The organism is Janthinobacterium sp. LS2A (genome assembly GCF_036543145.1).
GTDB lineage: Bacteria > Pseudomonadota > Gammaproteobacteria > Burkholderiales > Burkholderiaceae_D > Janthinobacterium > Janthinobacterium aestuarii.
On record NZ_JAZHPB010000002.1, the window covers coordinates 529,453 to 543,624 of the forward strand.

Sequence of the window (14,172 nt, forward strand, 5' to 3'; positions counted from 1 at the left end):
ATGGACAACGGACAGCGCAGCCTGTGGACAATCCTGGGCACGGAGCCGACGGGCGACGAGCGCGCGCTGAAGCGCGCGTATGCGAAGCGCCTGAAGGTGACGCGCCCCGAAGACGATCCTGCCGCCTTCCAGGAACTGCGCGACGCGTATGAATACGCGCTGCGCCATGCGCACCTGTTTGCCGAGGAATTTCCGGAACCGCAAGAGGTCGAAGCGCCAGAAGCGCCGGCCATCGAAGCGGCCGAGCTGTGGGGCGTCATCGACGAACCCGCGCAGGAAGCGCAGGAGCCGCCTGCGGAACTGTGGGGCGTCATTGCCCAGGAGCCCGCACCGCCGCCGGAACTATGGGGCGTGGTCGCCATCGATCCGGCGCAGGAAGCGGCCAGCCTGTGGCAGGCATTCCTGGAACAGTCTCGGCACACGGATGGCGGTGAGGTAGTGGCCGGCATCCTGCAGGACGACGCCATGCTCAACCTCGACGTGCGCGAGGAATTCGACTTGTGCGCGCTGCGCTACTGCGCCAGCGCCGGCTATGACATGGCGCTGCGCCAGGCCCTGTTCGAGCAGCTGGGCTGGGACCACGATTTTTCCTATCTGGCGCGCAGCCATGGGGATCTGGTGCGCAGCGCCGTGCAGCGCTACCGGGCCGACCGCTCGTTCGCCCACTTCAGCGATAACCGCGACAGCTACCCGGGCCTCGATTGCATCATGTCGCAGCAGCCGCCTTCGGCCTACGCGCGCCAGCTGTTCGACCAAAAATTCACGCTGCAGCTGCGCGAACTGCTGCACACGATACGCTGGCAGCACGGCGAGATGCTGGCCTGGAAGCTCGATACGGACCTGTTCGAGCAATGGGAACACGCCGTCCATGCCAAGCGCTACTTCAAGCAGACGGCGCTGGCCTCGGGCGGCCTCGGTTTCGTGCTGCACTTCATGCTCGCGGGCGTGCTCGATGCGGCCGGCTTCAAGCTCGGCGACACGGCGGCCTATGCCAGCCTGCTGGGCTTCCAGGCGCTGGCCTTTTCCCTGCTGGCCATGCATGCCTTGCGCTGGCCGGCGGCCCTGTTCACGCGGCTCGACTCGCTGCAGGAAGCGCTGCAGGAACGCCTGCCCGCGCTGTGGCAGCGGCCCGGCTTGCGGCAACTGGGCTGGATCGCGCCCTACCTCGTGCTGGCCTTGCTGCTGTTCCTGCCCGAACGCAGCGACACCATGCGCCTCGTCACCGCGGCCGGCTTGTGCGCGTCGGCCCTGCTCGCGTATGCGATGAACCGCCAGCTGCTGCATGGCATGCTGCTGCTCCTGTGTCTGGGCCTGTCGCTGTTCGCGGCCATGTTCATGAGCGGCAAAGGCCCGTCGGCGCTGGCCATCGGCGATGCCATGCCGATGATGTTTTGCCTGGCGGCGCTGGCCCTGCGCAGCGCCACCGGCCTGTATGGCGATTGCGGCTTCCCCGAGGCGCTCTTGCCCCGCCTGCGCGCCGCATGGCTGATCGGCTGCGCAGGCTTGCTGTTACAACTGTATTTGCAATTGCTGCCGGCCGCCCTCGTCGGCGCCGCGCTGTATGCCTGGTCGTGCGCCGGCTTGCTGTTTTCCCCCACCGATTTCAAATGGAAGACGATCTGGCCGGTGGTGCTGGTGCCGTCCCTCGCCAGCGTCGTGCTGGCCGGCCACGCCCCGGCCATCCGCGCCATGCCGATGATGCATCACAGCGTCGAACTGGCCCTGGCCGTGCTGTATCTGACCTTGCGCTATATGTATCTGACGTACGGCAAGTCCTTTTCCAAATCCCGGCTGTCATAATCAGCCCCACGAATTCAACCGCAACCACTCAACACCGAAACAAGCGCCATGTCCACACAAACGAATTTATTTGACGATGCCCAGCCTGAGCCGATCGAGCCGGATGAACCGGTATTCGACGGCGAAGCGCTGACCCTGTCCACCTTTGCCGAGCGCGCCTATCTCGATTACGCCATCTCCGTCGTCAAGGGCCGCGCCCTGCCCGACGTGTGCGACGGCCAGAAGCCCGTGCAGCGCCGCATCCTGTATGCGATGAACGAGCTGGGCCTGAACTCCACGGCGAAGCCGCGCAAATCGGCGGCCGTGGTCGGCGACGTGCTCGGTAAATTGCATCCGCACGGCGACCAGTCCGTGTACGACGCGCTGGTGCGCATGGCGCAGGATTTCTCCTTGCGCTACCCGCTGATCGACGGCCAGGGCAACTTCGGCTCGCGCGATGGCGACGGCGCGGCGGCCATGCGCTACACGGAAGCGCGTCTGACACCGATCGCCAAGCTGCTGATGGATGAAATCGGCATGGGCACGGTGGATTTCCAGCCCAACTACGACGGTTCGACGGAAGAACCGAAGCTGCTGCCGGCGCGCCTGCCGATGGTGCTGCTGAACGGCGCCTCCGGCATCGCCGTGGGGCTGGCGACAGAAATCCCGTCGCACAATCTGGCGGAAGTGGCGAAAGCGGCCGTCGCCATGATCCGCGATCCGAAGATGACGCACGCCGAGCTGATGGCCATCATTCCCGGCCCCGACTTCCCCGGCGGCGGCCAGATCATCACGCCGCCATCGCAGATCCAGGACATGTACGCGAGCGGCCGTGGCAGCATGAAGGTGCGCGCGCGCTGGAAGATCGAAGAGCTGGCGCGCGGCCAGTGGCAAGCCGTCGTAACGGAACTGCCGCCCGGTACTTCCTCGCAAAAGGTGCTGGAAGAAATCGAGGAGTTGACGAATCCGAAGATCAAACTGGGCAAGAAGGCGCTGTCGCCGGACCAGGTGGCCCTGAAAGCGCTGATCCTCAATTCGCTCGACACCATCCGCGACGAATCGGGCCGTGCCGCCCCCGTGCGCCTCGTATTCGAACCGAAGTCGAAGAACCAGGACCAGACGGAATTCATGCTGATGCTGCTGGCGCATACGTCGCTGGAATCGTCGACCTCGATCAACCTGGTGATGATAGGCGGCGACGGCCGTCCGCGCCAAAAGGGCCTGGGCGACATCCTGCGCGAGTGGATCGACTTCCGCTTCGAGACCGTCACGCGCCGCACCGGCTACAAACTGGGCAAGGTCAAGGACCGCATCCATATCCTGGAAGGGCGCGAAGCGATCCTGCTCAATATCGACAAGGTGATCCAGATCATCCGCAATTCGGATGAACCGAAAGCGGCCCTGATCGACGCGTTCAAACTGTCCGAACGCCAGGCCGACGACATCCTGGAAATCCGCTTGCGCCAGCTGGCGCGCCTGGAAACGATCAAGATCCAGCAGGAGCTGGCCGAGCTGCGCAAGGAAGAAAAGTCGCTGCAAGACCTGCTCGACAATCCGGGCTCGATGAAGCGCGCCATCATCCGCGAAATCGAAGCGGACGCCAAGCAGTTCGGCGACGCACGCCGCACCCTGATCGAGGAAGCGCAAAAAGCCGTGGCGGAACAAAAGGTCGTCGATGAACCGGTCACCGTCATCATTTCGGAAAAAGGCTGGGTGCGCGCGCGTACCGGTATCGGCCACGATGCGGCGCAATTCACGTTCAAGGCGGGCGACAGCCTGCATGGCGCCTTCGAGTGCCGCACGGTCGACACCCTGCTGGGCTTTGGCAACAACGGCAAGATTTACTCGGTTCCCGTTTCGGCGCTGCCCAACGCGCGCGGCGACGGTGTGCCGATCACGACCTTGTGCGACCTGAGCGGCGGTACCCCGGGCAATGCCGTGCGCATCTTGCACTACTTTGCGGGCAATGGCGCCACCAATTTGCTGCTGGCGTCGAGCGCCGGCTACGGCTTCATCGCCAAGGCGGGCGACATGGTCAGCCGTCTGAAAGGCGGCAAGGCCTTCATCACCCTCGATGACGGCGACGTGCCGCTCGAACCGAAGGTCATCGCCGAAGCGGCCAGCGCCCTGGCCTGCCTGACGGAAGGCGCGCGCCTGCTGGTGTTCGGCCTCGATGAAATGAAAACCCTGTCCAAGGGCGGCACCGGTGTCAAGCTGATCGACCTCGATGCCAAGGACAAGCTGCTGGCCGTGCAGCCGATCACCCAGCGTGGCGTGGTCGTCTCCGGCATCGGCCGGGCGTCGAAACCGCAGGATGCGTCGCTGGGCGCCACGGCCCTGGCCGACCACTTCGGCAAGCGCGCCAAGAAAGGCAAGGCGCTGGCGGCCAAGCTGAAACCGGTGTCAATGGCGGCCATCGGCTGATCACCATCGCGCCACACGAAAAGACAGGTTCGCCTGTCTTTTTTTTCGTCTATCGCAGCGTATCGAAGCAGGAAAAATAGTTTTACAGATACGCCCCGTGCTCCCGTTATCCCTGCAGGCATGCCACCGGCATGCCGCCCACGGACAGGAGAACAGCGATGACAAACAACGTTTCAGGCAGGCCGCCATGCAGCGTTTGACACCGGCCGAGCGGCTGGTCGCGGCCATGGCGGCCGAAGGCTTGCCCTACAAAAGCATCGCCAGGGAACTGGGCAAGTCGCCGGCCACCGTGCGCAACCAGCTGCACGCGATTTATCAGAAGCTGGACGTGGGTAACCGCACGGCGCTTGCGCACAAGCTGCGCGGCCAGCCTTAGCGCCGCGACAGGCGCAGCACGTCGGGCGTCGCTTCGACGATATCGATCACGTCCTGTGCCCCGGCGCCATCACCGAGCGCATAGCGGCCCATGCCCAGGGGTACAAGCCGGGTCACGGGGCCGGCGCGGGGCCGGTCGTCGGGGCCGGGCACCATCGGCGTCAAGGTCGCCGCCCCTTGCGCCATGGCGCCGGCGGGCGCGCCGAATTCGAGCACCTTGCGCCCCTTGCGGCTGGGAGGAAAGACGAACGTGGCCGTGGGCCGGTACACCTCGATGCCGTCCGCATCCTCCTCGAACGAGTGCGTCCAGCTGCCGCTGGGCAGTGCCGTTGTCATGCCATGCATGGCGATCCCTCCCTCAAAAGCACGATACCACGCCGCCCAGGTTTTCATAGCCCGTCACGGAGGGCGACCAGGCCGTGCCGTTCCACGCCTTGTGGAACAGCGCGCCATTCGTGCCCGTGACAAACACGTCGAGGCGGTCCGACGCCCAGGCCGTGGCGCGCGGACGCGAAGTACACACGCCGCCCAGGTTATCAAAGCCGCTCAGGGAAGGCGACCAGGCCGTGCCATTCCAGGCCTTGTGATACAGGGCGCTGTCCGTGCCGATGACGAACAGGTCGAGCCGGTCCGGCGCCCACGACACGGCTTCCACCTCGCCCACGCAGATACCGCCCAGGCGCTCGAAACCATCGTTGGAAGGCCCCCATTTCGCGCCATCCCACCATTTATGGTACAGCGCGCCGTCGGTACCCGTGACAAAGACGTCGAGGCGGTCCGGTCCCCACGCCACGGCCTTCGGCGACGAGGTGCAGATGCCGCCCAGCCGTTCATAGCCCGTCAGCGACGGTCCCCAGGCCGTGCCGTCCCACCACTTGTGGTACAGGGCCCGGTCCATGCCGACGACGAAGACATCGAGGCGGTTCGGCCCCCAGGCCACAGCTTCCGGCTGGCCCAGGCAGATGCCGCCCATGGCTTCGTACCCGGTCAGCGACGGCCCCCAGGCCGATCCGTTCCACCATTTGTGATACAGGCCGCGGTCCGTGCCGACGACAAACACGTCGAGGCGGTTCGGCCCCCAGGCCACGGCGCGCGGGTCGCCCACGCACAGGCCGCCCATCGCTTCATAGCCGGTCAGTGACGGTCCCCAGGCCGTGCCGTTCCACCACTTATGGAACAAGCCGCTGTCGGTGCCCGTGACGAACACGTCGAGCCGGTTCGGCCCCCACGACACCACTTGCGGCGCACTGGTGCAAATGCCGCCCTGGGCTTCATAGCCGCTGACGGATGGCGCCCAGGCCGTGCCATTCCAGGCCTTGTGATACAGGGCGCGGTCCATGCCAACGACGAAGACATCGAGGCGGCTTGCCCCCCAGGCCACGACGGGAGAGGAGCTTTGGCGCGGCGTGGCGCCTGCGCCAGTACCGCCCGTGCCGATGCTGGCGCGCGGGCCATCGAGGCAAGCCTGCATACGCGCCACCTGGCCCGCCGTGAACATGAACATGGCGGGATCGTCGACGTAATCCATGTAGTTCATGAACATGTCGCCATTCGGTCCGTTATTGCACGACACCTGGGGAAATGAAGGCTGGCCCGTGTTCGGCCCGCCCTGGTTCGGCGTGTCGGCCACGTTGTCCGTGCCCGAGCATCCGGTGCCGTCGTCGCCCCAGATATGGTTCAGGTTCAGCCAGTGGCCGATTTCATGCGTTGCCGTGCGCCCCAGGTGGAACGGCGGCGCCGCCGTGCCCGTCGTGCCAAAGGCCGATTGCAGGATCACCACGCCGTCGGTGGCGGCCGGGCCGCCGGGAAACTGCGCGTAACCGAGCAAGCCGCCACCCAACTGGCATACCCAGATATTCAGGTAACTGTCGGCCGGCCAGGCATCCATGCCACCCGTCGCCTGCGACTTGACGGCATCGTTCGCGCCAAACGAGGCTACCGTCGTCTGGCGCCGCTCGATGCCGCTGGTGGCCGCGCCATGCGGATCGGTCGTGGCCAGCGCAAACTCCACGCGCGCATCGGCCGTCAGCGGCAGGAATGGCGCCGGCGTGCTGTTGACATCGGGATTCACGCGCCGGAAGTCGCGATTGAGCACATCGATCTGGCTGGCGATCTGCGCATCCGAGATATTCTGCTCGGCCGTATTCCACACCACGTGCACCACCACCGGAATGTGCGTCACGCCGGAACGCCCGGCAATGCTGGCGTCGCCCTCGTACAGTCCCGCCAGGTTTTCAATATCGGCGCGCACGTTCGCGTATGCCGGATCTTCGGTGAGCAGGCGGCGATGCACGTCCATCGTGGCGCAGGTGCGCTTCTGCGGAGTGCCGCCCCCCTGCCCGCCGCCCTGTCCTCCATCACCGCCCATGCCGCCACCATCGCCTCCCATGCCGCCGCCAACGCCCACCTGCATGCAACTGGCGCCCGCCATGCCCTGCGATGGCTGCTGCATGCCGCCGCCCGGCATGGCACCGGCATACACGGCTGCCGCGCCCTGGGTGAGCGCCGCCTGGTCCGCGTACGACACGCCCAGGCGCGACCCCGGCAAGGCATCCGCCGCCTGGGCATCGGCCTGCACATCGCCCTCGACCGGCATGGCTGGCATGCTTTCGGCCGAACTGGTGGCCGGCGTTTTTTTCGTTTTAGCGGTGCTCATGATGTCTCCTTCGTCTATGTGCCAATTCACTATGGCACGGCGAAAAGAGGAGCACTTGCGCGAGATCAAGACTGGCAAGCGGTGCCAGGCAAAAGTGGCGGACGAAAAAAAAGACAGCCGAAGCTGTCTTTTTGGCTTGCAGGCCATGGCCTGCAAACGGTGCATTACTTGGCGGCGGCGGCCTTGACTTCAGCGTCGGCCTTAGCCTTGACTTCTTCCGTCTTGGTGGCGGCGATGGCTTTATCCTGGTTCGCTTCCACTTTTTCCTTGGCGACCTTGGCGTCCGCTTTCACGGCGGTTTTACCCGCTTTCGCATCGGCCTTGGCGGCGGCCTTGTCAGCCTTGGCTTGCGCCTTCATCTTGTCTTCCGGATCGGCGTCGACCACTTTGTCGTGAGCCTTGGCCTTGGTTTTATTTGCCTTGTGCTGGGCGTCGGCTTTCTTTTCGTCGGCCTTCATTTCAGCCTTGGCGACGTTGGCGTCAGCTTTGGCATCGACTTTGGCTTCCTTGTTGGCAGCCTTGTTGATGTCATGCTGCGCAGACGCCTGGGCGCTGGCAACGGCTGGGGTAGTTGGCGCCGTTTGCGCGATGGCAGCGGTGGCAAACAGGGTAGCGATCAGGGTGGCGAGTAATTTGTTCATGATGAGACCTTTCAATATGGTTTAATTTTATTCTTACTAAAGGCGGGCAAAATGCTCAAAATTTGCCAGGCATCGCGCTGTTTCTTGATGTAGCGCAATGGCATGACTTCATAGTAAAGATATCCGGCAAACCACACAGTGCGTTAGCGCACTCAACGGAAAATATGTGCAAATCAGCAAATTTCCCATTGGGTGCGATGCAGGTCTCAGTTCCTCATGCGCCCACGGCCAGGGCCAGGGCCGCGTGGCGGGCAGCCACCCACTCTTCGTTGGCAGGCTCCACACCCACGACGATGCGGCTGGCATCGGTGGAGATACGGCTGGCACTGCGCGCATTCGCCTCCCCGTCAAGCACGGGGCCGATAAACCCCAGCTCGTCGCAGATGCGCTGGCGCAGCTCGGCGCTGTGCTCGCCGATACCGGCCGTAAACACCAGCATGTCCAGCCCACCGAGCACGGCCGTCAAGGCGCCGATCTCGCGTACGATGCGGCGGATATACAAGGCCAGCGCGGCGCGGATGCGCTCGCCCGTGGCATCCTGCCGGTCCTGCTGCGCCAGCAAGACCGGCGGGTCGGCCGACACGCCCGATACGCCCAGCAAGCCCGACTCGTGGTACAGCACGTGCGCCACTTTTTCCAGCGACAGTTTTTCGATCTCCATCAGGTAGATGACGGCGCCCGGATCGAGCGAACCGCAGCGCGTGCCCATCATCAGGCCATCGAGCGCCGAAAAGCCCATGGTGGTGGCCACGCTGTGCAAATTATCCATCGCGCACAGGCTGGCGCCGCTGCCCAGGTGGGCCACGATGACCTTGCCGCGCGCGGCACTGCCAAAACGCTGCTCCAACACCAGCGACTGGTATTCGTACGACAGGCCGTGGAAACCGTAGCGGCGCAAGCCCCGCTCCCACGCATCGTAAGGCAGGGCCAGCATCTGCTCGACCTGCGGCACCGTGTGGTGGAAGGCCGTGTCGAAGCACGCCACCTGGGCGATGTCAGGCCGCGATTCGAGCAGCACCTCGATGGCTTCCAGCGCGAACGGCTGGTGCAGGGGCGCGAGCGGCACATAACTTTTCAGGTCGGCCAGCACGGCAAAATCGATGCGCACGGGGGCGAAATATTTGCTGCCGCCATGCACCACGCGGTGCGCCACGGCGCGCAAGGGGCGCCCGTCCAGCTGCGCCACCACTTGTGCACGGATGTATTCGAGCGCCGCGTGATGCGGCTGCTGCGGATCGAGCTGCAGGGCGACGGCAGGCAGGCCGCTGGCGCGGTAGGTGGCGTTTTCGCGGCCGATGCCTTCGACCTTGCCGCTCCATTGCGCCTGCTGCGGCAGCACGCCGCCCGCCTGCTCAAACAGGGCGAACTTGATGCTCGACGAACCGCAATTGAGCACCAGGATCAGGGCGCCATCGGCATGTGTGATTGGTGCGTTCATGGCGGCGTGCTCCGGTAATGGTTGGCCAGCATCACGGCGATGGCGCACGAGGCGATGCGGCTGGCGCGCGAGTCGGCGCGGCTGGTGAGGATGACGGGAATTTTCGCGCCCAGCACGATGCCGGCGCTGTCCGCGTCGCCCATGTATTCGAGCTGCTTGGCCAGCATGTTGCCGCTTTCCAGGTCGGGCACCAGCAGGATATCGGCGCGGCCCGCCACTTCCGAGACGATGCCCTTGACGGTGGCGGCGGCGATCGACACGGCATTGTCAAAAGCCAGCGGGCCATCGAGGATGGCGCCCGTGATCTGGCCACGGTCGGCCATCTTGCACAGGGCGGCCGCGTCCAGGGTGGCGGGCATGTCCGCATTCACCGTTTCCACGGCAGCCAGGATGGCCACGCGCGGACAGGCCACGCCGATCACGTGGGCCAGGTCAATGGCGTTGCGCACGATGTCGGCCTTCATGGCCAGGTTGGGCGCGATATTGATGGCCGCATCCGTGATGATGAAGGGACGCGGATACGCGGGCGTCTGCATCAGGAAGCAGTGGCTGATGCGCCGCTTGGTGCGCAGGCCGGCACTGGCCGACAGCACGGCCGACATCAGTTCATCCGTGTGCAGGCTGCCCTTCATCAAGGCTTCCACTTCGCCCTTGCCCGCCAGTTCGGCGCCGCGCGCGGCGGCCGCATGGCTATGCTCGACGTCCTCGATGGCAATGCCGTCCAGGCTCAGGCCCGCTTCGGCCGCCACCGCTTCCAGGCGCGCGCGCGGCGCCACCAGCACGGGCGTGATCAGGCCGGCCGCATGCGCGTCGAGCGCGCCGGACAGGCTCAGTTCATCGCAAGGATGGATCACGGCCACCCTGATCGGTCCCAGAGTGCGCGCGTGCTCGAGCAGGCGCCGCGTACCGTCGCCGTTATGCAGGCGTACTTCGGGCAAGGTGGCGCGCGCCCGCTCGATCTGCTCGGCGGGCGCGATCACCTGCGCCTCGCCTTCTAGCACCACGGCGCCATGCTGGTTGACGCAGCGGCAAGCCAGGGTCACGTGGCGGCTGCGCGGTTCCAGCACCGTGACGGTGACGCTGATGGCCAGCGTATCGCCCACGCGCACCGGTTGCAAAAAGCGCAGGGTCTGGCCCGTGTAGACGGTGCCGGCGCCGGGCAGGCGTGTGCCCAGCACGGCGGAAATGAGGGACGCGCCCCACATGCCGTGCGCGATCACGCCCTGGTAGCGGGTGGCGGCGGCAAATTCCGTATCGAGGTGCTGCGGGTTGTCATCGCCCGACATCACCGCGAACAGGGCGATATCGTCCATGCTCAGGGTGCGCGCGATACTGGCCGTGTCGCCGATAGCGATCTGGTCGAAGGTGCGGTTGCGTACGATATTCAGCTCATCGTCTTGGGAAGTAGTCATCGTGGTCTTCTATACAGGGGTAATGTGTTTGGCCGGTTTGGCTTTGGGGCCGGGAGCGGATGTGCGCGCGTCCGGCGGCAGCGCCTTCGTTTGCGCCTTGACCGCCCGGTCGAAGACGTCCAGCATCTGCTGCAGGCTCGCTTCCTCGTCCGGCGTCGGCGCCTCGGGCACTTGCAGCACCTGCTGCAGCCACGCGGCCAGTGCACCGATGTCGTCCGGGTCGGCGCGCGACAGCAAGGCCGGCAAGGCGGCGATGGCCGCGTCGAAATCATGCAGCATCAAGCGCGCCTGCTGGCGCACGATACCGCGGAACTCCTCCATGCCGACGTCCTGCCGGTATTGCGGCTTGATCAGTTTGAGGGCCAGGTTGACCCTGCGCTCGTCGGCGATCATGCGGAAGCGGTAGATATAGAACAGCGCGCGCACGGCCGCTTCCACCAGGCCGCCCCGCTGCATGTCCTCGTCCATCTTGCGCGTTTCGCAGCGCACGTATTCGCAATGCTCGGGCGAGATGCCGGGATGGGGGCGCGGCGGTGTCGTATCGCCGATCGCTTGTCCCGTCAGCGCCTGCACCAGCGGCGAACCGTACACCAGGTCGAAGGTCGTTTCCTGCACCGTATCGCGCCAGTCGCGCCAGCCGTTCAAGCCGGCCGTGATGGCGCCGGAAATGGCTTCCTGCATGGCCAGCAGCGGGTTGTCGGGCGCCACCGGCTGGCGTTGGGCGCGCACTTTTTCCGCCTCCTTGGCCACCAGGCTGGCCAGAGGATTATGGTCGGTCCAGCGCTCGTACGACACGCGCAGCGGGTGTGCCAGCTGCAGGAAGCGCGCCGTCTGCGGCGTGACCATGGCGCGCACCCACGGCTGCGCAAACGTGCGGTACAGGGCCAGGTTCACTTCGGACACGCGCGCGGCGGCGGCAAACTTGCGGTCGTTTTCCACGCTCGGCTGCACGATGGCGCGCACGTCGTCGATGCCGCGGTGCTCGACCTGCAGCACGTAGTCGCCGCTGGCCAGGTCCGCGTTCGGCGTATCGGGCGTCTTGTCGACGATCCGCGCTTCGTAGATACCGGCCGGCAGCAGGTTGATCAAGTCGATATTACTGGCGAATTTCTGGTGTTCCTTGTGCCCCACCTTGGCCGATACAAAGATGCCCAGGTGGCCAATGCTGTCATGCACGGCGTAGACGATGGTCTGGTCGTGCATCAGTACGTCCTTGTCGTCGCGGTACAGGTCCGTGATCCAGCCCAGCGCCTGCGGCGGCGGCGTGATGTTGTCGCCATTCGAGCAGAACACGACGATGGGCGAACGGATATTGCGCAAGTCCAGGCGCACGCCGTCGGAGGTGATCAATTCGGCCGTGGCCAGGCGGTTGCCGATGAACAGATTGTCGACGATGTACTGCATCTCGACGTCGTTGAGGAAGACGTGGCCGCCCCAGTATTTTTCAAATTCCAGGTAACGGGGCGCTTCCGTATCAATGTTCGCGTACAAGTTGTACTGCTTGCTCCACAGCGTGTTGGCCGGGTTGAGCTTCTCGAAATTTTGCACCAGGCTGGCGCCGTCGAAGCGGCCGTTGCCCAGGTCGCCCGCCAGCGCCGTGGCCCAGCTGCCGCCCATCAGGCCGCCCGCGTAGCGCATCGGATTGCGGCCATGCCAGCCGGCCCAGTACGAGACGGGCGCGCCTGCCACGATGATGGGACCGAACAATTCCGGGCGCATGGCCGCCGTCATGAGGATTTGCCAGCCCGCCTGGCAATTGCCGATGACGACGGGTTTCCCCTCGCTGTGCGGATGCAGGGCGATGACTTTTTCCAGGAAGGCCGCCTCGGCGTGCATCACGTCTTCCACCGTCTGTCCCGGCACGGGATCGGGCAGGAAGCCGATGAAGTAGCATGGATGGCCTGCGCGCAGGGCCACGCCGATCTCGCTCTCGGCCTTGAAGCCGCCGATGCCGGGACCATGGCCGGCGCGCGGATCGACGACGACGAAGGGCCGCTTCGATGGATCAGGTTCGGGCGCATCGGGCGTCAGGATGCGCGCCAGGCCGTAGTTGACGGGACGCGCCAGTTCCAGGCCCGACATCACCAGTTCGGCGGGGAAGTCGAGCACGTTCGGCACTTCCTCGGCCATGTGTTCCTGGTACTGGTTGCCGCGCCGGCGCATCACGTCCGCGTACAGCACGATGCGCTGCCACGAATCGCGCGCATAGTCGCCCAGCACGCCCAGCGACGGCAAGCCGCCAGTGGAGAAAAATGGTGCAGCTTCGGTTTTCATGGCTATCCTTTTCATGCAAAAAACGCCGGACCATTCCGGCGCGGGAGCTACGCCATCTGGCTGATGGTCTTGCGAAAACGGGCAAGGGCAAACGTGAACAGGGCCGTGCCGATGGCCAGCAGGGCCAGGAACGGTTTCCACACCACGTCGATGCCGGCGCCCCGGTACAGGATCGCCTGGCTCAATTCGACGAAATGCGTGGTCGGGGCGATCAGCATGATGTTCTGCACCAGTTCAGGCATGCTTTCGCGCGGCGTGCTGCCGCCCGAGAGCATCTGCAGCGGCAGCAGCACGAGGATCAGGAGCATGCCGAACTGCGGCATGCTGCGCGCCACGGTGGCGAGGAAAATACCCATCGACGTGGTGGCGAACAGGTGCAGCGCGGCGCCGCACAGGAACAGCGCGATCGAGCCTTCGATGGGCACGTGCAGCATGCCGCGCACCACGAGGTTCAGCGACAAGGCGGCGGCCAGCAGCACCACGAGGCCCATCGACCATACCTTGCCCAGCATGATTTCGGCAGGCGTCACGGGCATCACCAGCAAGTGCTCGATGGTACCGTGTTCGCGCTCGCGGATCAGCGCCGCGCCCGTCAAAATGATCGACAGCATCGTCACCTGGTTGATGAGCTCCATCAGCGAGCCAAACCAGGCCTGGCTCAGCGACGGGTTGAAGCGCGCGCGCATCACCAGCTCCACGGGCGAGACGGTTGCGCCCCGGTAGCGCTTGGCGAATTCCGATATCTCGCCGGCGACGATCTGCTGGATGTAGCCGCTGCCGCTGAAAGCCTGGCTCATGCGCGTGGCGTCCACGTTCAGCTGCAGCTCCGCCTGGCGTCCGCCCAGCACGTCGGCCTGCAGCTTGGGCGGGATCGTCAGCACGAAGGTGTACTGGCCCGCGTCGAGGCCCGCATCGACCTGGCTCTGGTTGATCATGGCCGGCGGCGTAAACTGGGGCGGGAAGAAGGCCGAGGCGATGCGCCCGGACAGCGGCGAACCATCCTCGTCGACGATGGCGATCGACGCCATGTGCAGCGTTTCCGGCTTGGCCGTGGCGGCCACGTAGATGGCTAACGTGAACGTGTACAGGATCAGGATCAGCATCATCGGGTCGCGGATCAGGCTCCAGATTTCCTTCACGCCCAGGCGGTAGATATTTTCAAGGTGGCGCATA

10 protein-coding genes are annotated in these 14,172 nt (G+C 65.2%); 3 read left to right on the forward strand and 7 right to left on the reverse strand.

Annotation, left to right across the window (positions count from 1 at the left end):
• The 3 genes from V3C40_RS08230 to V3C40_RS08240 all read left to right on the forward strand — a co-directional run bounded on the left by V3C40_RS08230 (nucleotide 1) and on the right by V3C40_RS08240 (nucleotide 4,579).
• Complete coding sequence (locus tag V3C40_RS08230; RefSeq protein ID WP_331777129.1) at nucleotides 1-1,800, forward strand: J domain-containing protein; 1,800 nt, start codon at nucleotides 1-3, stop codon at nucleotides 1,798-1,800.
• A gap of 48 nt (nucleotides 1,801-1,848) precedes the next feature.
• Nucleotides 1,849-4,203 carry a DNA topoisomerase IV subunit A gene (gene parC / locus V3C40_RS08235; protein ID WP_034746475.1) on the forward strand — a complete coding sequence of 785 codons (2,355 nt, stop codon included), beginning with the start codon at nucleotides 1,849-1,851 and terminating at the stop codon, nucleotides 4,201-4,203.
• 187 nt (nucleotides 4,204-4,390) lie between these two features.
• A complete protein-coding gene (locus V3C40_RS08240) occupies nucleotides 4,391-4,579 on the forward strand; it encodes a helix-turn-helix domain-containing protein (RefSeq protein ID WP_034746472.1) in 189 nt (62 codons plus the stop codon).
• On the opposite strand, the gene V3C40_RS08245 is transcribed toward V3C40_RS08240, so the two are convergent.
• From V3C40_RS08245 to V3C40_RS08275, 7 genes are all read right to left on the reverse strand, one after another.
• Nucleotides 4,576-4,923, reverse strand: a complete 348-nt coding sequence (locus V3C40_RS08245) for a hypothetical protein (RefSeq protein WP_331777130.1) — start codon at nucleotides 4,921-4,923, stop codon at nucleotides 4,576-4,578. The genes V3C40_RS08240 and V3C40_RS08245 overlap by 4 nt on opposite strands.
• Nucleotides 4,924-4,936: 13 nt before the next feature.
• A complete protein-coding gene (locus tag V3C40_RS08250) occupies nucleotides 4,937-7,234 on the reverse strand; it encodes a M43 family zinc metalloprotease (RefSeq protein WP_331777131.1) in 2,298 nt (765 codons plus the stop codon).
• A gap of 164 nt (nucleotides 7,235-7,398) precedes the next feature.
• Nucleotides 7,399-7,875 carry a hypothetical protein gene (locus V3C40_RS08255; RefSeq protein ID WP_070301165.1) on the reverse strand — a complete coding sequence of 159 codons (477 nt, stop codon included), beginning with the start codon at nucleotides 7,873-7,875 and terminating at the stop codon, nucleotides 7,399-7,401.
• Between the two features lie 214 nt (nucleotides 7,876-8,089).
• Nucleotides 8,090-9,313, reverse strand: coding sequence for an acetate/propionate family kinase (locus V3C40_RS08260; RefSeq protein WP_331777132.1), 1,224 nt, complete (start codon nucleotides 9,311-9,313; stop codon nucleotides 8,090-8,092).
• Nucleotides 9,310-10,725, reverse strand: coding sequence for a bifunctional enoyl-CoA hydratase/phosphate acetyltransferase (locus V3C40_RS08265; RefSeq protein WP_331777133.1), 1,416 nt, complete (start codon nucleotides 10,723-10,725; stop codon nucleotides 9,310-9,312). The genes V3C40_RS08260 and V3C40_RS08265 overlap by 4 nt, the downstream gene beginning before the upstream one ends.
• 9 nt (nucleotides 10,726-10,734) lie before the next feature.
• Nucleotides 10,735-12,999, reverse strand: coding sequence for a DUF3141 domain-containing protein (locus tag V3C40_RS08270; RefSeq protein ID WP_331777134.1), 2,265 nt, complete (start codon nucleotides 12,997-12,999; stop codon nucleotides 10,735-10,737).
• Between the two features lie 47 nt (nucleotides 13,000-13,046).
• A complete protein-coding gene (locus tag V3C40_RS08275; protein ID WP_034746452.1) occupies nucleotides 13,047-14,171 on the reverse strand; it encodes an ABC transporter permease in 1,125 nt (374 codons plus the stop codon).
• Nucleotide 14,172 lies beyond the last annotated feature (1 nt).